Annotated in this window: 24 protein-coding genes and 1 pseudogene; 11 read left to right on the top strand and 14 right to left on the bottom strand. The window is 63.2% G+C overall.

Annotated elements, in window-relative coordinates; genetic code table 11:
- Positions 1-240: 240 nt before the first annotated feature.
- Both EOA78_RS10760 and EOA78_RS10755 read right to left on the bottom strand, forming a co-directional pair.
- Positions 241-1,596 carry a sigma-54 dependent transcriptional regulator gene (locus EOA78_RS10760; RefSeq protein WP_127315139.1) on the bottom strand — a complete coding sequence of 452 codons (1,356 nt, stop codon included), beginning with the start codon at positions 1,594-1,596 and terminating at the stop codon, positions 241-243.
- Positions 1,597-1,609: 13 nt separating this feature from the next.
- On the bottom strand, positions 1,610-3,469 hold the full coding sequence (locus EOA78_RS10755; protein WP_206533427.1) for an ATP-binding protein: 1,860 nt from the start codon (positions 3,467-3,469) through the stop codon (positions 1,610-1,612).
- 227 nt (positions 3,470-3,696) lie between these two features.
- Here EOA78_RS10755 and EOA78_RS10750 point away from each other — a divergent pair, with 227 nt between their 5' ends.
- Positions 3,697-5,040 carry a dicarboxylate/amino acid:cation symporter gene (locus EOA78_RS10750; RefSeq protein ID WP_127315137.1) on the top strand — a complete coding sequence of 448 codons (1,344 nt, stop codon included), beginning with the start codon at positions 3,697-3,699 and terminating at the stop codon, positions 5,038-5,040.
- A gap of 367 nt (positions 5,041-5,407) precedes the next feature.
- Here EOA78_RS10750 and EOA78_RS36995 read toward each other — a convergent pair.
- The 3 genes and pseudogenes from EOA78_RS36995 to EOA78_RS10735 all read right to left on the bottom strand — a co-directional run.
- A pseudogene (locus EOA78_RS36995) lies at positions 5,408-5,506 on the bottom strand (glutathione S-transferase family protein); the annotation flags it as partial.
- A gap of 40 nt (positions 5,507-5,546) precedes the next feature.
- Positions 5,547-6,029, bottom strand: coding sequence for a hypothetical protein (locus EOA78_RS10740; RefSeq protein ID WP_245477459.1), 483 nt, complete (start codon positions 6,027-6,029; stop codon positions 5,547-5,549).
- 175 nt (positions 6,030-6,204) lie between these two features.
- Positions 6,205-6,573, bottom strand: coding sequence for a UvrD-helicase domain-containing protein (locus EOA78_RS10735; protein WP_281034041.1), 369 nt, complete (start codon positions 6,571-6,573; stop codon positions 6,205-6,207).
- 47 nt (positions 6,574-6,620) lie between these two features.
- Between EOA78_RS10735 and EOA78_RS10730 the strand changes: the two genes are divergently transcribed.
- The 3 genes from EOA78_RS10730 (at position 6,621) to EOA78_RS10715 (ending at position 8,743) form a co-directional block, all read left to right on the top strand.
- Positions 6,621-6,833, top strand: a complete 213-nt coding sequence (locus tag EOA78_RS10730; protein ID WP_245477458.1) for a HigA family addiction module antitoxin — start codon at positions 6,621-6,623, stop codon at positions 6,831-6,833.
- 374 nt (positions 6,834-7,207) lie between these two features.
- Positions 7,208-8,272, top strand: a complete 1,065-nt coding sequence (locus EOA78_RS10720; RefSeq protein WP_127315134.1) for a glycosyltransferase family 2 protein — start codon at positions 7,208-7,210, stop codon at positions 8,270-8,272.
- Between the two features lie 162 nt (positions 8,273-8,434).
- Positions 8,435-8,743: a HigA family addiction module antitoxin gene (locus EOA78_RS10715; protein ID WP_127315133.1), complete on the top strand. Its 309-nt coding sequence runs from the start codon at positions 8,435-8,437 to the stop codon at positions 8,741-8,743.
- A 46-nt stretch (positions 8,744-8,789) separates the two neighbouring features.
- Here the strand turns inward: EOA78_RS10715 and EOA78_RS10710 are convergent, their stop codons facing one another.
- The 5 genes from EOA78_RS10710 to EOA78_RS10690 form a co-directional block, all read right to left on the bottom strand.
- Entirely contained in the window at positions 8,790-9,596 is an 807-nt protein-coding gene (locus EOA78_RS10710) for an ABC transporter permease (protein ID WP_127315132.1), read from the bottom strand.
- Positions 9,596-10,429 carry an ABC transporter permease gene (locus EOA78_RS10705; RefSeq protein WP_127315131.1) on the bottom strand — a complete coding sequence of 278 codons (834 nt, stop codon included), beginning with the start codon at positions 10,427-10,429 and terminating at the stop codon, positions 9,596-9,598. The genes EOA78_RS10710 and EOA78_RS10705 overlap by 1 nt, the downstream gene beginning before the upstream one ends.
- A 25-nt stretch (positions 10,430-10,454) precedes the next feature.
- Positions 10,455-11,570, bottom strand: a complete 1,116-nt coding sequence (locus EOA78_RS10700) for an ABC transporter substrate-binding protein (protein WP_127315130.1) — start codon at positions 11,568-11,570, stop codon at positions 10,455-10,457.
- Between the two features lie 74 nt (positions 11,571-11,644).
- Entirely contained in the window at positions 11,645-12,739 is a 1,095-nt protein-coding gene (locus EOA78_RS10695; RefSeq protein ID WP_127315129.1) for an ABC transporter ATP-binding protein, read from the bottom strand.
- 251 nt (positions 12,740-12,990) lie between these two features.
- Complete coding sequence (locus tag EOA78_RS10690; protein WP_127315128.1) at positions 12,991-13,878, bottom strand: LysR substrate-binding domain-containing protein; 888 nt, start codon at positions 13,876-13,878, stop codon at positions 12,991-12,993.
- Between the two features lie 76 nt (positions 13,879-13,954).
- Between EOA78_RS10690 and EOA78_RS10685 the strand changes: the two genes are divergently transcribed.
- Together EOA78_RS10685 and EOA78_RS10680 are read left to right on the top strand one after the other, a co-directional pair.
- Positions 13,955-15,547, top strand: a complete 1,593-nt coding sequence (locus EOA78_RS10685) for an amidohydrolase (RefSeq protein ID WP_164783717.1) — start codon at positions 13,955-13,957, stop codon at positions 15,545-15,547.
- 22 nt (positions 15,548-15,569) lie between these two features.
- Complete coding sequence (locus tag EOA78_RS10680) at positions 15,570-16,502, top strand: dimethylarginine dimethylaminohydrolase family protein (protein WP_127315126.1); 933 nt, start codon at positions 15,570-15,572, stop codon at positions 16,500-16,502.
- Between the two features lie 79 nt (positions 16,503-16,581).
- Here the strand turns inward: EOA78_RS10680 and EOA78_RS10675 are convergent, their stop codons facing one another.
- On the bottom strand, positions 16,582-17,589 hold the full coding sequence (locus EOA78_RS10675; RefSeq protein WP_127315125.1) for an ornithine cyclodeaminase family protein: 1,008 nt from the start codon (positions 17,587-17,589) through the stop codon (positions 16,582-16,584).
- 160 nt (positions 17,590-17,749) lie between these two features.
- Here EOA78_RS10675 and EOA78_RS10670 point away from each other — a divergent pair, with 160 nt between their 5' ends.
- On the top strand, positions 17,750-18,211 hold the full coding sequence (locus EOA78_RS10670) for an Lrp/AsnC ligand binding domain-containing protein (RefSeq protein ID WP_095489198.1): 462 nt from the start codon (positions 17,750-17,752) through the stop codon (positions 18,209-18,211).
- 104 nt (positions 18,212-18,315) lie between these two features.
- On the opposite strand, the gene EOA78_RS10665 is transcribed toward EOA78_RS10670, so the two are convergent.
- On the bottom strand, positions 18,316-18,699 hold the full coding sequence (locus tag EOA78_RS10665) for an SgcJ/EcaC family oxidoreductase (protein ID WP_127315124.1): 384 nt from the start codon (positions 18,697-18,699) through the stop codon (positions 18,316-18,318).
- Between the two features lie 153 nt (positions 18,700-18,852).
- Positions 18,853-19,602, bottom strand: a complete 750-nt coding sequence (locus EOA78_RS10660; protein WP_127315123.1) for a glucose 1-dehydrogenase — start codon at positions 19,600-19,602, stop codon at positions 18,853-18,855.
- Positions 19,603-19,699: 97 nt separating this feature from the next.
- Here EOA78_RS10660 and EOA78_RS10655 point away from each other — a divergent pair, with 97 nt between their 5' ends.
- Positions 19,700-20,593, top strand: a complete 894-nt coding sequence (locus tag EOA78_RS10655) for a LysR family transcriptional regulator (protein ID WP_127315122.1) — start codon at positions 19,700-19,702, stop codon at positions 20,591-20,593.
- A 42-nt stretch (positions 20,594-20,635) separates the two neighbouring features.
- Here EOA78_RS10655 and EOA78_RS10650 read toward each other — a convergent pair whose 3' ends face one another.
- On the bottom strand, positions 20,636-21,058 hold the full coding sequence (locus tag EOA78_RS10650; protein WP_127315121.1) for a VOC family protein: 423 nt from the start codon (positions 21,056-21,058) through the stop codon (positions 20,636-20,638).
- Positions 21,059-21,269: 211 nt separating this feature from the next.
- On the opposite strand from EOA78_RS10650, the gene EOA78_RS10645 reads away from it, so the two are divergent.
- From EOA78_RS10645 to galE, 3 genes are all read left to right on the top strand, one after another.
- Positions 21,270-22,472, top strand: a complete 1,203-nt coding sequence (locus EOA78_RS10645; protein WP_127315120.1) for an MFS transporter — start codon at positions 21,270-21,272, stop codon at positions 22,470-22,472.
- A 385-nt stretch (positions 22,473-22,857) separates the two neighbouring features.
- A complete protein-coding gene (locus EOA78_RS10640; RefSeq protein ID WP_206533426.1) occupies positions 22,858-23,832 on the top strand; it encodes a UDP-glucuronic acid decarboxylase family protein in 975 nt (324 codons plus the stop codon).
- Positions 23,829-24,803, top strand: coding sequence for a UDP-glucose 4-epimerase GalE (galE, locus tag EOA78_RS10635; protein ID WP_127315118.1), 975 nt, complete (start codon positions 23,829-23,831; stop codon positions 24,801-24,803). The genes EOA78_RS10640 and galE overlap by 4 nt, the downstream gene beginning before the upstream one ends.
- The last annotated feature ends 176 nt before the right edge of the window (positions 24,804-24,979 follow it).

The following is a 24,979-nucleotide window of genomic DNA, read 5'->3' as shown; positions in this document are numbered from 1 at the left end:
CGGTGGTCCGGTTGAAGACCAAGTGTAGCGCAGGATGGCGAAAACCGGAATCGGGTGAGTGTCAGGAGAGCTGCCGCGGAGGAGGGATGTTCGCAGACGTTGGCGCTGCCCCTCATTGCCCTGCCGGGCATTTCTCCCCGTAGAACGGGGAGAAAGAGGCCAGCCGCGACCTCGGCGCTTTTCTGCAACCCGGCGGATTGTCGATATTTTCGGTGAAGGTGTCTGCCGAGACGCCGGCCGTTACCTGGAAAACTCGCTGCGCACGATGCCGTGGCGCTGGAGCTTGTCGTAGAACGTCTTGCGCGGAATCCCCAGCGCTTCGATGGTGCGCCTGACGTCGCCCTCGTTGCGGCCAAGCGTCTCGCGGATGATGTCGGCCTCGTAGCGCTCCAGCCGCTCCGGCAGCTTCATGGCGGCGTCCGGCCGGGCTGGGGCAGGGGATGGCGCTCCAGCGTCTTCTTCCAATCCAAGCACAAACCGCTCGGCGAAATGCGCCAGCTCGCGTACATTGCCCGGCCAGTCATGCTCCCTGAGATGGCGGTGCACGGAGGCTGGCACCGCCGGAACCGGACGCCGAAACCGGGCGGCGGCGCGCTCCGCGAAATAGAAGAACAGCAGGGCGACGTCGTCGCGGCGCTCGCGCAGCGGCGGAATGGAGATCGTCACCACGTTGAGCCGGTAGTAGAGATCCTCGCGGAACGTGCCGCGCTGGCGCGGATCGCCGAGATCGACCTTGGCGGCCGCAACCACGCGCAGGTCGACGGGCCGCAACTCGTTGGTGCCGAGCGGCGTGACCTCGCGCATCTCCAGCACGCGCAACATCTGCACCTGTGTCGAGACCGGCATGCTTTCGATCTCGTCGAGGAACAGCGTGCCGCCGCTGGCGTGCTCGATGCGGCCGATCCGCTTCTTCTGCGCGCCGGTGAAGGCGCCGGCCTCATGGCCGAACAACTCGCTCTCGATGACCGTCTCCGGCAGAGTGCCGCAATTCAGCGCAACGAAATTGCCCCTGGCGCGGCGGCTCCAGCGATGCAAGAGGCTTGCCACCACCTCCTTGCCGGAGCCGGTCTCGCCGGTCACCAGCACGTCGACATCGGTGTCGGCGATCTGGCGCAGCGTGCGGCGCAGCCTTTCCATCGCCGGCGTCTGGCCGATCAGCGGCAGGCCGTCCTGCGCTTCTCCGGCCGCTTCGCGCAAGGCGCGGTTCTCCATCACCAGGCGGCGTTTTTCCGCCGCCCGTCGCACGCTCTGCACCAGCCGGTCGGCGGCGAAGGGCTTTGTGATGAAGTCGTAGGCGCCATCCTTGATCGCCTTGACGGCCATGGCGATGTCGCCATGCCCGGTGACGAGGATGACCGGAATGTCCGCATCCAGCCGCAGGATGCGGTCGAAAAGTTGCAAGCCGTCGATCTGAGGCATGCGGATATCCGACACCACCACGCCACCAAAACCGGCGTCCAGCCTGGCCAGCGCCTCGGCTGCCACCGAAAAAGCCGATACCGAAAAGCCGGCAAGCTCAAGCGTTTGCTCGGTGGCCCTGAGGAGATCGCTGTCGTCATCGATCAGGATCACCGGCGCTGCGTCGTCGTTGGTCATGCAGCCTTTGCCACTACACTGCTTTCAAGAGATGGATGGTGAAGCGGGTGCCGCGGTGGTCGCTCGAAACCTCGATGCGTCCGCCATAATCGGCGACGATATCCTTCGAGATGACGAGGCCAAGGCCGAGGCCTTTTTCCTTGGAGGTGTTGAACGGCGTGAACAGCGATCTAAGGATTGCGGGCGGAATGCCCGGTCCGTTGTCGAACACGCCGACCGTCACACCGTCCGCCGTCTCCTCGACCGAAACCCGCACATGAGCGTCGTCGCGGCCTTCCAACGCCTCGAGCGCGTTCTGGAAGAGGTTGATCAGCACCTGTTCGAGCCGGACCCGGTTGCCCATGACCTTGAGGGAAGGCGGCGGCAGGTCGATGGCCAGTGCGTCGAGCCGGCCGGCAAAGCGGCTTCTCAACAGCACCACGGCGCCTTCGATGACGCCGCGCAATTCGACAGGCTCGGCGGCGGTGCGACCCTTGCGGGCAAAGGCTTTCAATTCTTCGGTAATGGTGCCGATGCGTTCGGTAAGTGCTGCGATGGCGCCGAGATTTTCCTCGACCGGCGAAGTCTGCTTGCGGTCGAGGAAGACGCGGGCGTTGTCGGCATAGGCGCGTATAGTGGCGACCGGCTGGTTGATCTCGTGAGCGACGCCGGCGGCGACCTGGCCGAGGATGGCGAGGCGGTTGGCCTGGACCAGATCCTGCTGCACCACCTGCAGCTTGGCTTCCGTGCTGCGATGGCCCGATATCTCGGCCTGCAGCCGATCGCGGGCGCGGCTCAGATCCTCGGTCCGTTCGATCACGCGACGTTCGAGCTCGGTGCGCGCCGCCTGTTCGGCGGCGATCCGCATTTGCCCCGACTGCCGCCGCCACAACAGATACGCAGCAAGGCCGAGCAACGGGACAACAACGCCGAGTGCAAGGAGCCGCATTTCACGGACCGCGGCGGCGATCGGCGCTTCGGCCGGGACGAGATAGTCGAGCCGCCAGGGGGTCGAAGGGACCGGGGTTGAAAGCCTGAGATATTCCGCGTCGCTGCCGCCGGGCGTCACCGCGTGGACGATCGACACGTCCGGGCTGAGCGCCTGCGGGCGCGCGATCGGCAACGGCATCAGCGGTGCGTCGCCGAACTGCTGGCTGTTCTGAATGGCGGCAAGATCAGGCCCGGCAAGCCGCCCGGTCGTCATGAAGCGCCAGGACGGCACGCTGGTGATCAGGACGACGCCATTCTCGTCGCTGACATAGGCCGGGCGGTTCGCCTCGTGCCAGTCGGCCTCGAGCTGGTCGAACTCCGCCTTGACGACAACGACGCCGAGCGGTGCGGCATCATCGCCGACGCGGCGCGAGATGTAGAGACCGGGGCGTTTGCTGACATTGCCGAGCGCGAAATATTCGGCAGTTCCGGCCCGCATCGCGCCGGAGAAATAATCGCGAAATCGGTAGTCGTTGCCGACGAAGCTGATCGGCTCGCGCCAGTTGCTGGAGGCGATCGCCAGCCCGTCGGTGCCGATCACATAGAGCACCGAAGCCTTGGTGCCTGAGACCAGCCCTTCAAGCTTGCGGTTCAGCACATCGACCGCAGCAGCACTTTTCTGTGACAGCGCGTCGCGCACCTGCTGGTCCTCCGACAGAAGCAGGGGCAGGGCGCGCGGGCTCTCCAGCACGGCGCGCAGCAGCGCGACCTTCAGATTGGCGTCGGTGCGGCCTTGCGCCGCCAGTGCCCCAACCTCCGTGGTGCGGCCATAAAGGCCGGCGCCGTAAAGTGCGGCCGTGGCGATCGCAAGGGCGATGGCCGCAAACAGCAGCCAGGCACGGCGCGCCCGCCTGCGGAGTTGCTCGGGCGTCGACGATAAGCCAGCGGCGGGGCGTTGCAGCATCGCCCATTTGTGCATGATTTCGCACAAAAGCACAACTCGACCATGCGAATATCCGCACTCTCTGTGTGCGGAACGAATCCTTGAGTTCGAGAATACTCAATAAAATCAAAGTGATGGTTTCTTCCACGCAGTCTGGCACGGCAGTTGCAAACACGAATTCAGCGGTCGCGAGGCTGCTGGGTGTCAATGCAATTGCTCCGGGAGGTCGAGCTTTCGATCGGAGCACAATGGAGGACGTCATGCAGACAGCATTCGCTGCCGCCGAGCCGCGCGGCAAACTTCCCTTCTACCGGCATCTCTATGTGCAGGTGCTGGCGGCGATCGCCGCCGGCGTGCTTCTCGGCCACTTCTATCCCGAAACCGGTGAGGCGATGAAGCCGTTCGGCGACGCCTTCATCAAGTTGGTGAAGATGGTGATCGCGCCGGTGATCTTCCTGACGGTGGCGACCGGCATCGCCGGCGTTGCCGACCTGCAGAAGATCGGCCGCGTCGCCGGCAAGGCGATGATCTATTTCCTGGTGTTCTCGACGCTGGCGCTTGTCGTCGGTCTCGTCGTCTCCAATGTCGTCCAGCCCGGCGCCGGCATGCACATCAATCCGGCCACGCTCGACGCCACAAAGGTGACGGCCTACGCCGAAAAGGCGCACGACACCAGCATCGTCGGCTTCCTGATGAACATCATTCCCGACACGATCACCGGCGCTTTCGCAAAGGGCGACATCCTGCAGGTGCTGTTCTTTTCGGTGCTGTTCGGTCTCGCTCTTGCGCTGGTCGGCGACCGCGGCCGCCCGGTCGTCGATTTCCTGCAGGCTCTGACCACGCCGATCTTCCGCCTCGTTGCCATCCTGATGAAGGCCGCGCCGATCGGCGCCTTCGGCGCCATGGCCTTCACCATCGGCAAATACGGCATCGGCTCGATCGCCAACCTCGCCATGCTGATCGGCACATTCTACCTGACAGCGCTGCTGTTCGTGCTGGTGGTGCTTGGCGCCGTTGCCCGCTACAACGGGTTCTCGATCCTGGCGCTGATCCGCTATATCAAGGAAGAGCTGCTGCTGGTGCTCGGCACCTCGTCCTCGGAAGCGGCACTGCCCGGCCTGATGGCCAAGATGGAGCGCGCCGGCTGCAACCGCTCGGTGATCGGCCTGGTCGTTCCGACCGGCTATTCCTTCAACCTCGACGGCACCAACATCTACATGACGCTGGCCGCGCTGTTCATCGCGCAGGCGACAGACACGCCGCTCACCTTCGGCGACCAGGTCCTGCTGCTCGCCGTCGCCATGCTGAGCTCCAAGGGTGCCGCCGGCATCACCGGCGCCGGCTTCATCACCCTCGCCGCGACGCTCTCGGTCGTACCCACGGTGCCGGTCGCCGGCATGGCGCTGATCCTCGGCGTCGACCGCTTCATGTCGGAATGCCGGGCGCTGACCAACTTCGTCGGCAATGCGGTGGCGACCGTGGTCGTGGCGCGTTGGGAAGGCGAACTCGACCAGACCAAGTTCGCTGCCGCGATGGCCGGCGACTTGCCGGAGGAAGCTGACCTGTCGCTGCCAGGGCTGCAGGCCGCCTGATTGTTCAGGCTGCATTGTCATATCCCGGAGCCGGCCCGCCGCCGGCTTCGGGACAGAGCGCCGGCCTTCTAAGCCGATGGTGGAATCCTGCCCGGCGCCATTCCACCCGCAAGGATTCGAACTCGTATGGCGAAAGGGCCTTCCGATTCCTGCGAACGTCTGTTTCGCCCAAAACTGGTCAGTCGGTTGTCTGGAGCGATCCGAAGGAAATTCGCCGAAATTGGACGCTAATCTGGTCAATGAGCGTTCGGCCTTAAATCCAAACCGACCGTTCCCGGACGTGAGAGTGTGGTTATCCAGCCATCCAATTGCACCTGGGAGCCAGACAAACCGGACAATCGTCAAGCACGATCATGCCTGATTGGTGGTTAAGAGCCGCCGGGCTCTTTGCGATCGCGCGCGCACAGGCATTCGCATCTTCGGGCAGTATGCCCGCATACTCCGCGATATGGAATACGATCGCCCCGACTCGAATAGGGCGAGATCGTTTAGGCCAACTTAGTCGATCACCGTCGTGAAAAGTTCGAGTACCAATTCCATTCCCAGGTTCGGCCTGCATCAGCGGAGAACGCCCGGCTATAAATCGGGGCGTTCGGGTCGCGCATATCCCAATGGAATTTCACGATAACGTCCTTGCCGGCGACAACCTCACGGCCAAAGAATTCACCTTCGTCGCCCTCGAACGAGCCAACCTTTCCGCCGTCGAGTTTCACTGCGTTGCTGTCAGCCCAGTAGATCGTCCACAGGCGCGTCTGCGGATTGAATAATCGCACGGTGAGACCTTCGAATGGCTTTCCGTCAAATTCCGTATGGAAAATGTCGAAATTGCCCAGCCCCAGCAATACGGGGCGGAGTTCCTGGGTCGCGTCAAATTCCTCCCATTCGTCGCTGCCGATCAGATGTTCCTTCAATGTACGATTTCTGATGTTCCACTTACCTATCAAATAGTCGAAATCGTATTTCGACGAAGTCTCGCTCGCCGATTGCAAGTTTCCCATCCGATGAAATAGAGAACGCGCGCATGCATGTACCTCTTTTGGGACGACTTCACCGCCCGGACATCAGTGCCTGTTGCACGGAGTGCATTTCGGATCGCAGCGCCCGTTGTACATGACCCGAGGGACATCTCCTCGGCCACGCCGACTTCTCTATGCCCGCAAACGTCTAAGCCGGCAAACTCGCAAACCGAAGATCCGTTCCGCGACCGACAAGAAGCCGACAAGCCCTAGAACGCTTGGCGGTGGTGACGCGGTCGACCAAGCCCTTAGTGAAGGCGTCAAAGGTGTGCGAGACGAAGCGGCCCGCCAACTCGGGCGGACACCGCCGCACACGCGCTGCGAGATTGTCGGCCGCATCGCTCTTGAACGAAATGGCGAGGACCTGATAGGGCGGACAAGCACCCGTCTCGAGCAGATAAACCGCACGCTGCGCCAAGAACTCGGTCTTGCCGGCGCCGGGCCCGGCGACCACACAGACGCAGCCGGCCTGACGGAGCGCTCGCCAAGCCTCGGGATGAAGCGCTGCCCGTCCCACCTGGAGCGCTGCTTGACGATATTATCCCGGCAACCGGAAAGACCAAGGTGGAAATCGCCAACTTGCTCGGAATCTCGCGCCAGCAGCTTTACGACATCATCCGCGAGAAGAAGCCGGTGTCGCCGGCCGTCGCCGCCCGACTTGGCAAGATGTTCGGCGACGGCGCCGCGAACTGGCTCAGGATGCAGGCCGCTCACGATCCCTGGCACGCGGAGCGCGAAGTGGACGTCAGCGCCATCCCAAGGCTACATGCGGCCTGAAACGCCATAGATTTGCGGCCCTGTCTTCGGCGCGGGGCTTGTTCCAGCCGTATTTGAAGGTCAGTATCCGCCATGCCTTCAAGGCGTCCGTCCGCTTCGATCCCGACCTGATCGCGACCGGAGGCGAGACTTTTCCGTCGGGCTCGGTTGCGACCGGCCGAAACCCTCGGAGCTTTTGCTGCCGCCGACCGCTACCTTGACCAAGGCGGCAGCCCTCGAAGGCATGGCGGCCTCAGTACGAAGTCGCAAGAGACGTGACCCGTCTCCTGACGAAGGCGCAGGCTTTCCTCTCAGGAACTCGTCGCGCTTGAAGAGGGGGCAGGCCCGTGAGCGGGCTTTTGCCGAAACCAAAGCAAGATGCGAGGTCAAACGCGATGCAGTCTGTACCGAGGATTCCGGTATCCATCATCATCCCGAACTACAATTACGCGCGTTTCCTCAAACGCAGCATCGACAGCGCCCTTGAGCAGGACTACGCGGACGTCGAAGTCATCGTCGTCGACGACGCGTCGCAGGACAATTCCACGACAATCATAGAATCCTATCGCGACGAGATCGTCGCATGCCCGCGAGTGCAAAATGGCGGGCATGCCGCCGCGTTCAACACCGGCTTTGCGGCAAGCTCGGGCAAGATCGTCCTGTTCCTCGACGCCGACGACTACCTCTATCCGACCGCTGTTTCCACGATCGTTGACAGCTGGGATGCGGCAACGGCCCAGGTGCAGTCCAGGCTGCATATCGTCGACGAGCGGCAACGCATCAAGGACGTCTTTCCGCCACCCGAACTGCCCTTCGACAGCGGTGATGTCATGCCGAAACTCCTGCACAAGGGCCGCTATCAGACGACCGTGACCAGCGGGCTGGCCTTTGACCGCACAACCCTGGAATCGATCATGCCGATTCCAGAGCCGGAGTTCCGCCAGGGCGCCGACGGCTATCTTGCAACGCTGGCGCCCATGTACGGGCACGTCCAGTCCATTGAGGAATGCGTCGGCGCCTACCGGATCCACGGCGCCAACCATTCGGTCTTCGGTGAAAAGCTCGCCGAGCGGGCGCGCTGGAGGGTAACCCACGATTTCCGCCGCATGCAGGCGCTGTCGGATCAAGCCTCCGGGATCGGCTTAACAATCGTGCCGTCGGAGGCTGTCCGCCACGATCCGGTCCATCTGGAAGAGCGGCTGGCGTCGCTGTGCGTAGACAGACGCCGGCATCCCGTGGTCAATGATTCCCGGCTGGCGCTCGGGGCGGCGGGCGCCGTCGCCAGCCTCGAAATGACCGCGTCCCTGCGGCGGCGCGCCGTCCTTGCCGCCTGGTTCCTGTCAATCGGGGTGTTGCCACGGAAAATGGCGACGGCGGTGCTGTCGTGGAAGCTCGACGCATCGTCTAGACCGGCATTCCTTAGCCGTCTGTCCAAGACAATCCGCCACGCCATGGGATAGTGGGTAGCCGCGACATAGCTCTGCCAGGTAGTCGGCCCGATCCGGCCGAGCGCCCAACCGTCATCGGGTGCGATTATCGCCTCTGGCAGGCTCAGACGGTTCTGAGGCGAACAGTACCATTAAGGCGGCCAGATGGAGAAGTCGTTTATGAGCGTGTAGTTTATGAGCGTGTATAAGCCAACGCGTCCGATGGAGCGCTGCCCCTCCCACCCCGGAGCGCTGCTTGACGACATTATCCCGGCGACCGGAAAGACCAAGGTGGAATTCGCCAACCTGCTCGGAATCTCGCGCCAGCAGCTTTACGACATCATCCGCGAGAAGAAGCCGGTGTCGCCGACTGTCGCCGCTCGCCTTGGAAAGATGTTCGGCGACGGCGCCGCGATCTGGCTTAGGATGCAAGCCGCGTATGATGCGTGGCATGCGGAGCGCGAGGTCGACGTCAGCGCTATCCCAAGGCTGCATGCTGCCTGAGGTAACAAGCCTGCCGCTTCTGCAGGGATGTCTTCGACGGCCTGCCCTAACGCACCCCGCGCAGCCTGACCACAAGGCTGCGCAGGCCCAGCACCAGCACCGTGATGATGATCAGGATCACCGAGAGTGCGGCGATCGCCGGGTCGATGTTGTCGCGCAGGCCCATCCACATCAGCCTGGGTAGTGTGATGGCGTTGACCGAGGTGATGAACAGGGTGACGCCTATCTCTTCCCAGGACAGCACGAAGGACAGAAGGGCGGCGGTGACGATGCCGAATTTAATGTTAGGCATGATTATGCGGGTGGCGCGCTCCCACACGGTGGCGCCGAGGCCGCGCGCGGCAAGGTCGATGCGCCGGTCGAGCTGGCTGAGCGAGACCAGGATCAGCACCGTGGCGAACGGCACCGTCATCACCGCATGCGCCATGGCGACACCGAGCCAGGTGTCATAGCCGAAGAACGAGCTGACGCCTGAGATCGAGGTCAGCAGGAAATAGAGCGTGATCGCCGAGACCACCGGCGGCACCACCATCGGCAGCAGCACGAAGCCGACGAGTGCCGCGGTGAAGCGCGGCTGGAACATCCACACGCCGAGGCTGAAGCACAGCGCCAGCACGGTGGAGAAGGCGCTGCTGACGACGCCGATCCTGATCGAGAGCAGGATCGAGTTGATCCAGCGCGGATCCTCGATCAGCGCCCGGTAATGGCGCAGCGACAATTCGCCTGACGGCATTGCAAGCATGCGGGTCGGCGTCAGCGACACCGGGATGACGGCAAGCAGCGGCAACAGCAGAAATAGCGCAACCAGGGCGGCGAGGACCAGCGAGACGGGGCCGGGGCGGTAGGTCGGCATCAGATCAGCTGCTTCGGTCTGACATAGCGGAACACCAGCGCCATCAGCGCGCCGACGAACAGTACCAGTACGACGCTGATCGCCGCCCCCAGGCCCCAGTCCGGACTCTGGAAGATGCGGAGATAGATCAGCTCGGCGACCATCACGCTGCGGCCGCCGCCGAGGATCGCCGGCGTCACGAAGAAGCCGAGCGAAAACACGAAGACGATGAGAGCCGAGCCGATGATGCCGGAGCGGGTCATCGGCACGAAGACCGACCAGAAGGTGCGCATGCGGCTGGAGCCGAGGCCGCGCGCCGCCAGCAGCACGCGGTCGTCGAGGCTGCGCATCGAAGACGCCAGTGGAAACACGGCGAAGGGGATAAGGAAATGCGTCATGCCGACGATGACGCCGAATTCGTTGCGTACCAGCGTCAGCGGTTCTGAGATGAAGCCGATCGCCTGCAGCCAGGTATTGAACAGGCCGCGATTGGAAAGCAGCGCCACCCAGCCGAAGGCGCGCGTCAGCACCGAGATCCAGAACGGCACCATGATGCAGAATTCGGCGATTACGCGCTGCGCCGGCGTGCCGCGCACCCAGACCACGGTGATGGCATAGGCAGCTGCAACCGAAACAATCGTGACGATCGCGGCGATGCGCAGCGTGCGGACAAACACCGACTGAACCAGCGGGTCGCTAAGGAGCGTGCCATACTGCCCGAGCCCCGGCTCTGGCAGCGTGAAGCTCCAATTGACGACGCCGAAAAATGGCCAGGCATAGGCGGCGCCAAGGAACAGGAGCAGCGGCGCCATCAACAGCGCCGCGCCCATCCTGTCGGAGAGATATGCTTTCATCTCGGCCCCGGTTATCCCGGTCGTATCAGGCGGAGATGATCTTCGTGTATTCGTCGAGTGCGGCCCCGTAGTTCTTGGCGTACCACTCCATGTCGAGCGTGATCTGCTTCTTCATGTTTTCGGGGTCGACCGGGTTGATGCGCTTCTTGTCGGCGGGGATCAGCGCGTCGGTTGCCGGGTTGGCCGGACCCTGGCCGAGCTTGTCGAACATGACCAGCTGCTTTTCCGGATCCTGGGCGCTGGCGATGAACTTCATCGCCGCGTCCTTGCCGCCGGGATTGCCCTTGAGTACGGCGAGCGCGCCGGGCGAGATCAGGCCCTGGTCCCAGATGAACTTGATCTTGCCGCCGGAATCCTGCTCGATCAGCGAGGCCCGCGTCGACCAGACGATCGCCATCGAGGCCTCGCCGTCTAGCAGCACGCTCTGGCTTTCGGCGCCGCCGCCCCAATAGGCCACCACATTCTCCTTGAAGGCGGCGATCTTGTCATGCGCGCGCTTGAGGTCGAGCGGGTAGAGCGAGGCAGGCGCGACGCCGTCGGCGAGCAGTGCCGCTTCCCAGCTCGACACGCCCCATTTGTAGAGCGAGCGCTTGCCGGGGAATTTCGTCACGTCGAAGAAATCGGCCATGCCGGCCGGCGCCTGGCTGCCATATTTTTCGGAATCATAGGCGATGACATAGGAGAAGAAATAGGTCGAGGCGGCGTGTTCCCAGCCGAAGCCCTCGCGCATCTTCTTCCTATCGACGATCGAATAGTCGATCGGCTCGAGCATGCCTTGCGCGCCGAGCGTGATCGCCGAGAACGGGTCGACGTCGACCAGGTCCCAGGTCGGGGCGCCGCTCTTGAACTGCGCCGCGATCGCGCCTTCTGTCGGGCCGGAGCCATCCATCTTGACGGTGATGCCGGTCTCCTTGGTGAAGGCCTGGCCATACGCCGCGTCATAGGCGGTGATGGCGTCGCCGCCCCAATTGACCAGCACCAGTTCCTTGGCTTGCGCGAAGGCGCCGGTCGAGCGCAGCAGCATCGGCGTGCCGGCCAGCACGAGTGCGGCCAGCTGCGTGAACTGCCGGCGCGAGATCTCACCGCGCGCCGCCCTGGCGGACAGCGCCTCGATGGAGTGTTTCTTGGTTCCATTTGTCATGTCAGTTCCCCTTTTTTGTCGTTGATACTTCCCGAAAGTCAGCTTGGCGAATTTCAGCTTCGCCACGCCAATCGTCATTGTCCTCCGTCCGGAAGGAGGAAACCTTTTTCCGCCGGCCATGTCAGCCACACGGAATTGCCCTTGCTGAGTGCCGACGCTGCGACCTCGTTCGGCACCGAGACCGTCACCTTGGCGCCCTGGCGCGTCGTGAGATCGAGCCGCGTCGCGGCACCGAGATAGGTCGAAGCGGCCGCAGTCGCGGCGATGCCGTTCTCGCCGGCGGCCGCTTCGGGCGCGATCGACATGTATTCGGGCCGGATCGCCAGGATTGCGTTGCTGCCGACGGCGCTTGCATTGCCGCGCAGCGTGATGGTGCGATCTTCGCATAGGCCGGTGGCGCCGTTGTCGGCGTTGCGCACGCCCTTCAGCGGCAGCATGTTGATCTCGCCGAGGAACTCGGCGACGAAACGGCTAGCCGGCCGGTCGTAAACCTCGTCAGGCGCGCCAACCTGCAGCAATTTGCCGTGGTTGAAGATCGCAACGCGCGACGATAGCGCCAGCGCCTCGCTCTGGTCATGGGTGACGAAGACGAAGGTGGTGCCGGTCTCCTGGTGCAGCCGCTTCATCTCGGCCTGCATCTGGCCGCGCAGGCCCTTGTCGAGCGCCGAGAACGGCTCGTCGAGCAAAAGCACACCCGGCTCGAACACCAGTGCGCGGGCCAGCGCCACGCGCTGCTGCTGGCCGCCGGACAATTGCGACGGCAGTTTTTTCTCGTGGCCCTTCAGCCCGACGCGTTCGATCATCTCGCCGACACGCCGTTTGATCTCGGCCGACGATTTCTTGCGCACCTTGAGCGGGAAGGCGATGTTGGCCTCGACCGACATATGGGGGAACAGCGCGTAACCCTGGAAAACCATGCCGGCCGCACGCTGTTCGGCCGGCCGCTCGGTGATGTCGACGCCGTCGCTGTAAAGGCGACCGTCGGTCGGCTGCACGAAACCGGCAAGGATCATCAGGAAGGTGGTCTTGCCCGAACCGGAAGGCCCGAGCAGGGTCAGGAACTCACCGCGGCCGATATCGAGCGTCAGATCGTCCAGCGCACGGAACGAGCCGAAGCTCTTGCCGATCCCGATTGCCTTGATCTCTGCGGCACGGCCGGGTTGCTGCATCCTGCCTTTGTCCTCAATGCTGATTGAAATCGTAGGCAGGGCGGCGGCTCACCGCAACCGAATAGTTTTCGCCTGACCGGCAAATTTGATTCATCTATGGAGCTAATCTCCTCCTCGAGGGGGAAATGTCGCCGAAGGCGACAGAGGGGGTCGTCTCGCGTGGGACGCCAACCTCCATCTGCAGCAGGCCGAGCCCAGCCGAAGCGACCCGCTCTGGCCGCTTCGCAGCCATCTCCCCCTCAAGGGGGAGATTAACGCTGGTTCTCCGACAGCTTCGATCGCAACCATCCACTGAATACATCCAGCACCGGGTGGTTCGCCTTGGCATGCTCTGAGACGAGGAAGTACGACCGCGGCGAACTGATTGCGATGTCGAAGGGGCGCACCAACCGGCCTTCGCTCAGCGCCCGGTGGCTGGTCAACTCGTCGCCCATTGCGATGCCCTGGCCGGCGATCGCCGCCGAAAAAACAAGGTTCATGTCGGAAAAGAAAATGCCGCCCTCTGTGTCGGGGTTCTCGACCTTGGACAGCGCCAGCCACCGCGCCCAGTCCTCGGTGTCGCCGAGATGCAGGAGGTTGGCGCGCAGCACGTCGGCCGGTTTGGAAAAGCCGCCGACCTTGTTGAGCAGCGTCGGGCTGCACAGCGGCGTAAACGAGATTTCGCACAATAGCTCGACCGCGCGGTTCGGCCAATTGCCGACGCCGAAGGCGATGAACGCGTCGGCCTCGGCATTGCTGACATCGTCCAGCCGTCGCGGCGTCAGAATGCGCAGCGCAACATCGGGATACATCTGCCGGAATTCGCCAATGTGAGTACACAGGAACAGCGAGGCGAAACCCGGCGTGCAGCTGACGCTGAACGAGCCGCCGACGCCGGTGCCGGCGTGGCGAGTCACTGCGTCGCCCAGCACAGTCAGCGCCTTGCGCACGTCGCTGGCATAGCGCTGGCCGCGCGGAGTGAGCGCCACGCCCTTGCCGATGCGCTCGAGCAGATCGAAGCCGAGATCGCGTTCGAGCAGGCGAAGCTGATGGCTGACGGCGCTGCGGGTCAGATGCAGTTCGTCAGCAGCGCGCCAGACGCTGCCGTGACGGGCAAAACTGTCGAGGGCGCGCAGCGCCTGCGTCGATGGGATTCTCAAGAGGTGAACCGAATTTGCATGAGCCGGGAAAACATATCACTTTTTGACGACGCGCTTCACTGCTTTCTTCTCGTCCATGGAGGAACCGGTGACGAACTCGGCCCAAGCGACCGCGCTTGCCTGTCTGGATGACATCCAGCCGTCGCTGTCGGCGTGGACGCGGACGATCTTCGATTTCGGCGAGACCGCCTGGCGCGAATACCAGTCGGCCGCCTGGTATGTGGAACGTCTGAAGCACGAAGGCCTTTCTGTGGAGGAAGGCTCCGGCGACATGCCCACCGCCTTCTGCGCCCATTGGACCAACGGCACTGGGCCGACCATTGGTATGTATGCCGAATATGACGCGGTGCCGGGCAATTCCCAGGACGCGGCGACCGTCAAGCGACCGCGTCCTGGTCTAGGCGCTGAGGCCGGCGGCCACACCGATCCGCATTCCGGCCTCGGCATTGCCAGCCTGGGCGGGCTTTTGGCGACGAAGGCGGCGATGCAGCGCCACGGTATACCCGGCACGCTGCGCTTTACCGGCGAGCCGGCGGAGAAGGTGCGCGGGTCGAAGCCGATCCATGCGGCAAAGGGCTACTACGAGGGCCTCGCCGGCATGATCTCCTTCCATCCCTTCTACATGCTGCCGCTCTGCAACACGGCGCGCTGGGACACGCATTGCGGCGCGGCCTATGCGATGATCTACCGCTTTGTGTGCGACGAACCCGATTGGGTTCGCGCAAGCGATGGTGCGCCGATTCCGCAGGCGCATTCGGCGGTCAGGGCGCCGGGTGCCAACGACGCGCTCATGATGATGTACATGGCGTCCAAGGCGCTACGCGATTCCATGCTGCCGCACCAGGGCGGCTGGTCGATCAGCGAGGCGATCCTGACGGCGGGGCAGGCGACCGCCGACAATCTGCCGGCGCGCCTGGCCGAGATCCAGTACATGATCCGCGTGCCGACCTTGGCGATGGCCGAGCAGGTGACCGCCGTGCTCGACCGCAATGCGGAAGCCGCCGCGAAAATGAGCGGCTGCCGCCATGAGCGGCACTGGGTGTCGAAATCGCGTCCGGGGCTCGCCAATCACGCCATCGCTGATATCGCCTATGAGGCGCTGTCGAGGGTCGGGCCGCCGCGCTGGGACGAGGCGGCCAAGGAGATCGCCCGCGAAATCCAGGTCAATGCCGGCGGCACGGCGACCGACGAGCCGTTCATCGCCGAGATGGAGCAGCTTATTGCACCGAGGGATGCAGAGGCGATCCTGCGCCGCGACCTGCCGCCGTCGCAGCTCAATTCGACCTCCGACGATTACACCGACATGTCGTGGCACACCCCGACGGCGCGGTTCTACGTCGCTCGCCCGGCGCTGCGTTCCGACAGTGGCCACGCCTATCCGTCCTGGGCAATGAACGCGCTGGGCGGCATTTCCGCGACGATCGATCCGATGGTTACCTGCGCATCGAAGACAATCGCGCTCGCAGCGCTTCGCCTGCTGGAAGACAAGGCCGCCCGCGACGCGGCGATGGACGAGTTCGTCGCCCGCACAGGCGGCGGCATCGGCGGCAGCAATTGGCTGGCGCCGCTCTGCGACTATGACCCGCCGATCCATTTCCGCTGGCCGGAATATGTCACCACCCCGCGCGGACGGGACTGGTGGATACCAAGCAACCCGCAAGCCGCGTGATCACACAAGCCAGGAGAACCTCATGACCGTCCATGACCGCATCGTCACCGAGCCGTTTTCGTTGCAGCGCCGCAATCCGGCTGGCGGCACCAAGCCATTGACCGCCTGGGGCTTCGCCAACGAGACCGACGTCCTGACCGACGTCCTGCTCGGCTCGCCGAACTTCCTGCGCCACCTCTCGACCAGCTCGCTATCGCGCAAGCATCTGCGTGAGGCGCCCTGCAACGTCCAGATCGCGCAGGCGCAGCACAAGGACCTGGTCGCCGCTTACGAGCATTTCGGCGTCAGCATCCACTGGCACGAGCCGACGCCGGAACTGCCGATGCAGGTCTATTCGCGCGATTCCAGCGTCATGACGCCGTATGGAGCCATTATCACCGCCATGGCCCAGTGGTGGCGGCGCGGCGAGAACTATGCGGCGATCCGCACCTATGAGAAGCTCGGCATCCCGATCTACGACATGATCACCGCGGGTACTTTCGAGGGCGGCGATTTCAACGTTATCGAGGACGGCGTGGTATTGATCGGCTGCGGCGGCGCCCGCACGCAGGAGGAGGGCGCGCGCCAGGTCCAGGCCTGGTTCGACAAGGAGGGTTGGGAAACCCGCATCGCCTTCATCGACGAATACTATGTCCATATCGACCTGATGGTGGTGCCGATCGCCGAGAAGCTGACCGCCGTCTGCCTTGCCTGCACGGAGCCGGGCATCGTCGACTGGCTGAAGGGCAAGGGCCACGAAATCATCGACGTGCCGTTCCAGGACACGATGGCACTGGGCTGCAACTTCATGTCGCTGGGCAAGGACCGGGTGATCGCGCCGAGTTCGAGCCAGACGCTGATCGGCCAGCTCAAGGCGCGCGGCTTCGAGGTCGCGGCGGTCGATATGAGCGAGATCTCGAAGACCGGCGGCGGCATCCATTGCATGGCGCAGGCGCTGAAGCGCGAGCCGGCCTGAGGGCCGGCCTTTAGCCCGGCCGTTTCCGCGAAAGCGCTATTGTCAGCAACGTCGATCCCGCCCGGCTCGCGGCACGCGCCTACAGCACGATGAGCTTTCCCTTGCGCAGACGCCTGGCGCAACGATAGGCGAGGTCGGCGGCGACCATGTCTTCCATCGCAATGCCCATCGCCTTGTAGGTGGTGATCTGTTGATCCGAAAAGCGACCCGGCGCGCGGTCGAGCAGCATGGCGCCAAGCTCGGTGCCGAAATCCGGATCGAAGCCGGCAAGCTCGCAAGAACCGACCGGGGTCGGGTTGAATGCATCCGTGGTTTCGACAAAAAGAGTGGATTTGCCGATGAGCTCGATCGGCATTTCACCGCCGGGCGGCGCCACCCCGACTGACGAGACATGCGTGCCCGGTTGGACCCAGCCTGGGTCGATCACCGGCTGGTAGGAGTGGGTCGCCAGGCATACCACGTCGGAACTGCGCACTGCCGCCTCGAGGTCGGCGACCGCCACCACCGACGGATGCAGCCGGGCAAGCGCTGCCGCATCGTCGAAGCTCTTCGAAGCGACACGGATTTCGGCAAAGTCGCGTACCAGCGGCAACAGATGCAGGTGCTGGTTGGCCTGGACGCCGGCGCCGACCACGGTCGCTATCCTGGCCTCCCGGCGCGCAAGCGCGCGCACCGACAGCACGGCGGAGCCGGAGGTTCGCACCGCAGTTATGAAGGTGCCGTCCATAATGCAGACCGGCAGGCCGGACAGCGGATCGAACAGGCTGATGGTGGCGAGGTGGCTGGGCAGGTTCTTGGCCAAATTGCCTTCGAAGACATTGACGATCTTGACGGTCAGGTTCATGCCCTCCATCCAGGCCGGCATGGCGAGGCTGTAGCCGGCCCCGGGGATGTCGAGCTGTGGTCGGGGTGGATTGACGACCTTGCCTTGTGACAGCGCCTTGAAGCCGTCTTCCAAAACATCGAGAAGCTGGCTGAGGTCGATGCACGCCGTCACGTCGGCTTCGCTCAGCACCAGGATCTCGGTCGCTCCCTTGCTGATTTCCGCCGCACTCCTGCCGGCTGGATTGAACACTCCCTTGGTCATCCTGCACTCCTTTTGTTTGTCGACATCGGCTCACCACGTTTGCTCTAAGTGGGTGAGAGAAGCGCAGGCTATTGCGGGGCTTTATGTGATGAAATACGTTGATTTTGGCATCTCTGCGTGAAATCAGCACACAAATCGCTTAGATAGCGTGGATTATGAAATGGGCGATCTCGATCAGATAGACCGCAGCCTGCTCCGGCTGCTGCAGGAGGACGGGCGCCGGACGACCCTTGATCTTGCCGGGCGTGTCGGGCTTTCGCCGACCGGAACCAGCCAGCGGGTGAAGCGCCTGTTCCGCGACGGGTTCATCACCGCGGTCAGGGCCGTGCTCGATCCGCGCAAGGTCGGCCGGGGAACGCTGGTGTTCATCGAGGTCCGGCTTGACCACACGGCGCCGCATGTCTTCGACCGCTTCGCCGAAGCGGTGGCGAAAGCTCCGGAGGTTCTGGAGTGCCATATGGTGGTTGGCGGTTTCGATTACCTGGTCAAGGCGCGGATCGCCGATATGGCGGTGTTCCAGGATTTCTTGCAGCGGGTCATCCTGCCACTGCCCGGCGTGCGCGAAACGCACACTTTCGCCTCCATCGCCGACGTCAAGCCGAACGCCCTGTTGCCGGTATGATCAGTGGAGAAGGGGAACGCTGTTCAGGGCGACCTTTATCGCATCTTCGCCACCTTATCGCTCTCCCTGGCGCGCCTTCAGATGCCGAGATGCGGAGACCGGCTCTAGCCTTGCTGGGTCAGCAGGTTCGCATCGCGGGCCAGCCGCCACTCACCGTCAGCCTCCTTGCGCAGGAGTGTCAGCGTGTATCCCGATTGACGCACCGGCTTCCCGTTCGGCGGCGTCGCGGTCATATCGATACGACCGCGCATGAAGGCCCAGTCGCCGAGAAGCTGTAGTTCAACGATTTCGTTCGTGCCGTCGACATGAACGCCGGCCATCTCCTGCGCGGCCGCCGCGAAGATCTCCTTGTCGAAGGGCTCCCGGCCGGGAACCATGAAGATCGCGTCGTCCGTCATCAGGCTGAGGACGGTCGCGGTGTCTCCACGCTTGCTCGCATCCATCCACGTCTCGACCAGCTTTCGGATTGCTCTTTCGTCGTCCGTCATCCGTTATCGCCCTGGCTCCGCGTCGTCATCGATACCGCACGGCGCTCCTCCCTCGCCGCAACATAGGGCTTAGATCGCTTGTGTCATCGATTGCGGTGTTTTATCGACGTCGCGCCGCCTGGGGCGTGAAACGGCCGGTCCGCGGCTCTATGCTTACCGCCAACCGCCCGAGGCGGTGATGCGCTCGCCGGTCAGCCAGGACGCGTCGTCGGAGGCTAGGAAAACCGCGATGCGGGCGATGTCGTCGGGCAGGCCGAAGCGCCCGAGCGGGGTCATGGCGATGATCTGCTTTTCGAATTCGCTGCCGACGATGCCGATGCGTTTCAGGCCTTCGGTGTCGACGCCGCCTGGGGCAATGGCGTTGACGCGGATGTTGCGGGCGCCCAGTTCTCTCGACATGGACAGCGTGATCGAATCCACTGCGCCCTTGGTGGCGGCGTAGACCAGCGAGTTCGGCTGCGGGTTGAGGCTGGCGACCGAGCTGATGTTGATGACGCTGCCGCCTCCGGTACCGAAATGGTTCACCGCTTCCCGGATGGTCAGGATAGTGCCCAGCACATTTGTGTCGAATTCGCGGTGAAACTCGGCCTCGGTCACAGCTTCCAGCGGTTCGAATGCGAACACGCCGGCATTGTTGACCAGGATGTCGAGCGCACCGAACGACGATTTGGCGGCCTCGAACAGGCGGCGCACGTCGGCCGCTTGCGACACATCGCCGTGGACGGCAACGGCCCGGCCGCCTGCGTCCCTGATCGCGGCAACGACGCGGTCCGCACCTTCCCGCGACGAGGCATAGTTGACGACCACGGCGGCACCGGCCGCCGCAAGACCCTTGGCGATGCCGGCGCCGATACCCTTGGAGGCGCCGGTGACGATGGCGACCTTGCCGTTCAGCTTGCTCATCAAATCTCTCCTTTGTTGATGATGAACGGTATTTAGTAGTGATCGGATAGCGTATTAGAATCGCATAGATCGGTTCTTTCGTGCCTGGAATTCCTGAATGACAACCATCCTCGAAAAGACTGCCGGTCTTGTCGCCTTCGTGCGCACGGTCGATGCCGGTTCGTTCCATGCCGCCAGCCGGCTGGTGGGCTCCAGCCCGTCGGCGGTGTCGAAGAGCGTGGCGCGGCTCGAGCGGCGGCTGGGCGTGCGGCTGATCCAGCGCTCGACGCGTTGGCTGGGACTGACGAGCGAAGGCCTCGCCTATTACGAGCGGGTCGCGCCTTTGCTGAGAGCGCTGGATGATGCTGAGGACGTCGTTCAGATGGCCGATATGGCGCACGGTCTGCTGCGCGTAACGGCAGCCGTCGAACTCGGGCGCAGCCTGATCGCCTCCTGGGCGCAAGCGTTCCTGGCTCAGCACGGCGAGGTGAAGCTCGAGCTCAGCGTCACCGACCGTCACGCCGACCTGATCCGCGAAGGCTACGACCTCGCGGTGCGCATGGGGGCGCTGTCGGATACCGGGCTTGTCGCGCGCAAGATCGCCAATCTGCCGATCGTGCTGGTGGCCTCGCCGGCCTATGTCGAACGGCGCGGCCGGCCGGCATCGATCGAGGCGTTGCAGAGCCACGACTTCGTCCGTTACCAGATGGCCGGCCGGCCTTATCCCGTCACCTTCGCCGACGGCACGGTGATCGTGCCCAACGGGCGGCTCGATACCGATGACGGCGGTGCTATCCGCAATGCGGCGCTTGCCGGAGCCGGCATTGCGCATCTGATGCAGTTTGCCGTGCAGGACGATCTCGACGCCGGCCGTCTGGTCCGCATCCTGCCCGAGGTGGCGATGCCGACCATGCCGGTGCACATCGTCCATGCGTATGGGCGACAGCTACCGGTCCGCGCCCGGCTGTTCGTCGACTTCCTGGCGAGCCAAATGGCGGCGCTGACGCGATAAGGCGGGCGGGATGGCGTCCGTAGTCGATCCGTCACCCGGTCATCAGAACGTAATCTTCACCGAGGCGGCGCTGCGGTTGGCCGGCCCGTGAAAGACGGCCTCGATGTTGTTGCCGTCGGGATCGAGCAGGAAGGCGGCATAGTAGCCGGGATGGTAGTGCTGCCGCTCGCCCGGTGCGCCATTGTCCGTGCCGCCGCCATCTAGGCCGGCCTTGTAGAAATCGTCGACCATCGCGCGGTCCTTTGCCTGGAAGGCAAGATGGTGGCGCCCGGTCAGTTGTCCGCTCGCGGCCCGGCTGTCGATGCTGGAGACGAATAGCTCGTCGGCCCAGAAATAATCCTCGGCGCTGCCGCCGATCGGAATATCGAGCACCTTGAAAAGCGCATCGTAGAAGCGCCGGCTGGCCTTGAGATCCCTGACGACCAGTTGGATGTGGTCGATGAGACGGCCGCGATGAAGTTCCATGCTTGATAGCTCCTGATCGCCAGTTTGAAAGCTAGCTTAGGACGGTGCACGGTCAATGCAATGGAGCAATCGAGTGGCGCGATTTCCCGACTGGATAAAAAATGCAACCGGATTGTAGGAGTCGAAATGTCGCCATCGTCCTTCGGACGCAAGCGGTGTGACGAAGCTCGAAAGAAGTCGCGCCGTGTCCAAACGATCTCGGGAGAAAAATATGCGCATTTCCTATCGTTGGGTCATCGTCGCGGCTGGCGCCCTGATGACCTGTGTCGCCCTCGGGGCGATGTTCTCGCTGGCGATCTTCCTCGAACCGATGACGCTCGACACAGATTGGTCGCGCGCCGGCATATCGAGCGCGATGACGCTGAACTTCCTGGTGATGGGCCTCGGCGGCTTCGCCTGGGGCGCCATTTACGATCGCTACGGCGCTCGCATCGTGGTGATGACAGGTGCGGTGCTGCTCGGGCTGGCGCTGGTACTGGCCAGCCGCACCGGCTCGCTGCTTGTCTTTCAGATCACCTATGGCGTGCTCGTCGGCCTCGCGGCAAGCGCCTTCTTCGCGCCGATGATCGCGCTGACCACGGCCTGGTTCGACAAGAACCGCAGCCTTGCCGTTTCGTTGGTTTCGGCCGGCATGGGCGTGGCACCAATGACCATCTCGCCCTTCGCGCGCTGGCTGATCTCGGCCTATGACTGGCGCACCGCCATGTTCGTCATCGGCGTCGCGGCGTGGGCGCTTCTGGTGCCGGCCGCATTGCTGGTGCGCCAGCCGCCCAAGCCTGCCGCTGGCGACGCCACCTCCGACCTTGCCGCCAACGATACCGGCATGTCGGTTCGCCAAGCGCTGCGCTCGCCGCAATTCATCGTTCTGGCACTGACCTTCTTTGCCTGCTGCGCGGCGCATTCCGGGCCAATCTTCCACATGGTGAGCTATGCGATGCTGTGCGGCATAGCGCCGATGGCGGCGGTCAGCATCTACAGCATCGAGGGCCTAGCGGGGCTGGGCGGCAGGCTTTTATACGGCGTGCTTGCCGACCGGCTGGGGGTCAAGCCGGTGCTGATTACCGGTCTGGCGATACAGTCCGTGGTGATCGCAGCCTATCTTGCCGTCAGTGAGCTTGGTCAATTCTATACGCTCGCCATCATCTTCGGCGCCACCTATGGCGGCGTGATGCCGCTCTATGCGGTGCTGGCGCGCGAATATTTCGGCCAGCGCATCCTCGGCACGGTGTTTGGTGCTGTAACCATGCTGTCCAGCATCGGCATGGCCTTCGGCCCGCTCGCCGGCGGCATGGTGTTCGATGCCTATGCCAGCTATTCCTGGCTGTTCATCGGGTCGGCCCTTGTCGGACTCGGCGCGGTGGCGGTGGCGATCGCCTTCCCGCGGCTGCCGCGCAGCGAGTTGCAACCGGCGTAGGTTGGCGGAGAGAGGACGCAGGGGGTCGAAAATGGACATCGCTATGTCAGCTTTTGACCCCAAGTCGCGAGGCTTCCATCGCCCACGATGGGGAGTTTGTGCTCTGCGCGATCAGGTCTGTGCAGGACCCGAGTTCTCATCCCTATTAGCGATCGATCATGCTGCAACGCAGCGCGCTCGCGCCAACACGAAGTGTGAATAAGTCCGAGCTTCGGACGAAACCTGCCAAAACAGCCGGATTGAGCCGGTTTTTGCGCATTTCTAAGGCCGCGTCTCACGGACTATTTCAACTACGTTAACATTTTGTGTTGCGGCGCAGCATTTATTTACTATGCTCGCCTTGGGGCATTCGATTGCGTGAAGAACTGGCGTGAGGATCCCAAAAATGCAGCGGGTAAAGCGAGTCTTGGTGACTGGGGGCGCAGGCTTTCTGGGATCGTTCTTATGCGAGCGGTTGCTCGCTGATGGCCACGAGGTTGTATGCGTCGACAATTTCTTCACGGGAACTCGGAGAAACGTCTCGCATTTGCTCGACAACAGATCCTTTGAGATCATTCGCCACGACGTGACATTCCCGCTCTACATAGAAGTTGATGAAATATACAACCTTGCTTGCCCGGCAAGCCCTGTTCACTACCAGTTCGATCCGGTCCAGACGACAAAGACCAACGTCCATGGGGCGATCAACATGCTGGGGCTCGCCAAGCGGGTTCGCGCAAAGATCCTTCAGGCGTCCACCTCTGAAGTCTACGGCGATCCCGAGGTTCACCCGCAGACCGAGGACTATTGGGGCAAGGTAAACCCGGTAGGCCCGCGCTCCTGTTACGACGAAGGCAAGCGGTGTGCCGAAACCCTGTTTTTCGACTATTGGCGGCAGCACAGGCTGCGGATCAAGGTAGCGCGCATCTTCAACACTTACGGTCCGAGGATGCGTCCGGACGACGGCCGTGTCATTTCCAATTTCATCGTGCAGGCACTGCAAAACAAGCCGATAACCGTGTACGGCACCGGCCAGCAGACACGCTCATTTTGCTACGTCAACGATCTCATCGACGGTCTGGTTCGCCTGATGCACACGGCCGACGATATTACCGGTCCAATCAATCTCGGCAACCCGGTCGAATTCACGATACTCGAGCTCGCCAATCTCGTGATCGAACTTACCGGAAGCCGATCCAAGATCAGGTTTTTACCCTCGCCCGTCGATGACCCAAGGCAGCGACAGCCTGATATCGGGTGTGCTTTGCGCGAGCTCAACTGGAAGCCAAGAATTGCATTGCGCGATGGTCTCGCCACGACCATTGCCTACTTCGATGACTTGGTTTCATCGGAATATGCTCGGTCAGCTGCAGCCGAATGAAGACCGTCTTGGTCACTGGCGGGGCGGGTTATATCGGCTCGCACTGTTGCAAGGCATTCGCTGAATCCGGTTGGTCGGTCATTGCGTATGACAACCTCTCGCGCGGCTGGCGCGACGCGGTCAAATGGGGACCGCTTGTCGAGGGCGATATTTGCCACGTCACAGCGTTGGCAGCGGCGCTGCACCAGTATCGGCCCGATGTGGTGGCGCATTTCGCCGCTTACGCCTATGTCGGCGAGTCCGTCGAGCGCCCGGAACTCTACTACCGAAATAACAGTTTTGGGACGCTGGTCTTGCTCGAGGAAATGCTGAAGATCGGCGTCGACAAGTTGATCTTGTCGAGCACCTGCGCGTCTTACGGCGTTCCGATTCGTTCTCCGATTGACGAAACGCATCCGCAGTCACCCATCAATCCCTATGGATGGTCGAAATTCATCGTGGAACGAATGGTGGACAATCTTTCGGATGCCCATGGCCTCAACGCGGTTGTGCTCCGGTATTTCAACGCGGCCGGATGTGATCCCGACGGCGAGATCGGTGAGCGGCATGAACCGGAAACGCATGTCATTCCGCTCGCTATCGAGGCGGCGGTTAGGTCGGGCAGGATTTTCACCATTAATGGCACCGACTTCGACACCCGTGACGGAACCGCGGTGCGGGACTATGTCCACGTCACCGATCTCGCCCGTGCGCATGTCCTGGCAGGAGAGAAGCTTCTCCGCGATCCGGGAGTCCACGTCTACAATCTCGGCACCGGAACCGGAACGACGGTGAACGAGTTGGTCGAGGCGGTGAGCCGGGCGTCGGGAACGCGCCTTCCGGTGGCCTACGGTCCGCGCAGGGCAGGTGACCCGCCTGCGCTTGTAGCCGCGGCCGGCAAGGCGGCCCGGGAACTCGGCTGGATGCCTGAGCAATCCGGAATCGACCGGATCGTCGAAACGGCGCTGGCCTGGTATCGCAGCCGGTTGTGACGATCTTTTTTGCGGAAGAGCCCTACCGCCTGGTCAACAAGCGATCGAGAGCGGCGGCGACTGCGGCAAGCGAGAAATTTTCCTCCATTCGTTTCGCGATGCCTGACCGAGGAGTTCCCGCAAGCCCGGATTGTCCTTCAGTCTTTGCAGGACGCGCGCGAGCGTTGCGGTCGCGC

The organism is Mesorhizobium sp. M5C.F.Cr.IN.023.01.1.1 (genome assembly GCF_003997585.1).
GTDB classification, from domain to species: domain Bacteria; phylum Pseudomonadota; class Alphaproteobacteria; order Rhizobiales; family Rhizobiaceae; genus Mesorhizobium; species Mesorhizobium wenxiniae.
The sequence above is the reverse complement of the archived record's forward strand: the minus strand, read 5'-3'. Positions and strand labels throughout refer to the sequence as shown.

What these genes read in the sequence shown, in the direction of transcription:
- galE (WP_127315118.1), top strand. Translation starts at nt 23,829, where the DNA reads ATGAAGACCGTCTTGGTCACTGGCGGGGCGGGTTATATCGGCTCGCAC.
- EOA78_RS10720 (WP_127315134.1), top strand. Translation starts at nt 7,208, where the DNA reads ATGCAGTCTGTACCGAGGATTCCGGTATCCATCATCATCCCGAACTAC.
- EOA78_RS10660 (WP_127315123.1), bottom strand. Translation starts at nt 19,602, where the DNA reads ATGAGCAAGCTGAACGGCAAGGTCGCCATCGTCACCGGCGCCTCCAAG.
- EOA78_RS10700 (WP_127315130.1), bottom strand. Translation starts at nt 11,570, where the DNA reads ATGACAAATGGAACCAAGAAACACTCCATCGAGGCGCTGTCCGCCAGG.
- EOA78_RS10760 (WP_127315139.1), bottom strand. Translation starts at nt 1,596, where the DNA reads ATGACCAACGACGACGCAGCGCCGGTGATCCTGATCGATGACGACAGC.
- EOA78_RS10675 (WP_127315125.1), bottom strand. Translation starts at nt 17,589, where the DNA reads ATGACCAAGGGAGTGTTCAATCCAGCCGGCAGGAGTGCGGCGGAAATC.
- EOA78_RS10705 (WP_127315131.1), bottom strand. Translation starts at nt 10,429, where the DNA reads ATGAAAGCATATCTCTCCGACAGGATGGGCGCGGCGCTGTTGATGGCG.
- EOA78_RS10645 (WP_127315120.1), top strand. Translation starts at nt 21,270, where the DNA reads ATGCGCATTTCCTATCGTTGGGTCATCGTCGCGGCTGGCGCCCTGATG.
- EOA78_RS10710 (WP_127315132.1), bottom strand. Translation starts at nt 9,596, where the DNA reads ATGCCGACCTACCGCCCCGGCCCCGTCTCGCTGGTCCTCGCCGCCCTG.
- EOA78_RS10685 (WP_164783717.1), top strand. Translation starts at nt 13,955, where the DNA reads ATGGAGGAACCGGTGACGAACTCGGCCCAAGCGACCGCGCTTGCCTGT.
- EOA78_RS10755 (WP_206533427.1), bottom strand. Translation starts at nt 3,469, where the DNA reads ATGCTGCAACGCCCCGCCGCTGGCTTATCGTCGACGCCCGAGCAACTC.
- EOA78_RS10680 (WP_127315126.1), top strand. Translation starts at nt 15,570, where the DNA reads ATGACCGTCCATGACCGCATCGTCACCGAGCCGTTTTCGTTGCAGCGC.
- EOA78_RS10640 (WP_206533426.1), top strand. Translation starts at nt 22,858, where the DNA reads ATGCAGCGGGTAAAGCGAGTCTTGGTGACTGGGGGCGCAGGCTTTCTG.
- EOA78_RS10665 (WP_127315124.1), bottom strand. Translation starts at nt 18,699, where the DNA reads ATGACGGACGACGAAAGAGCAATCCGAAAGCTGGTCGAGACGTGGATG.
- EOA78_RS10715 (WP_127315133.1), top strand. Translation starts at nt 8,435, where the DNA reads ATGAGCGTGTATAAGCCAACGCGTCCGATGGAGCGCTGCCCCTCCCAC.
- EOA78_RS10750 (WP_127315137.1), top strand. Translation starts at nt 3,697, where the DNA reads ATGGAGGACGTCATGCAGACAGCATTCGCTGCCGCCGAGCCGCGCGGC.
- EOA78_RS10670 (WP_095489198.1), top strand. Translation starts at nt 17,750, where the DNA reads ATGGGCGATCTCGATCAGATAGACCGCAGCCTGCTCCGGCTGCTGCAG.
- EOA78_RS10650 (WP_127315121.1), bottom strand. Translation starts at nt 21,058, where the DNA reads ATGGAACTTCATCGCGGCCGTCTCATCGACCACATCCAACTGGTCGTC.
- EOA78_RS10655 (WP_127315122.1), top strand. Translation starts at nt 19,700, where the DNA reads ATGACAACCATCCTCGAAAAGACTGCCGGTCTTGTCGCCTTCGTGCGC.
- EOA78_RS10695 (WP_127315129.1), bottom strand. Translation starts at nt 12,739, where the DNA reads ATGCAGCAACCCGGCCGTGCCGCAGAGATCAAGGCAATCGGGATCGGC.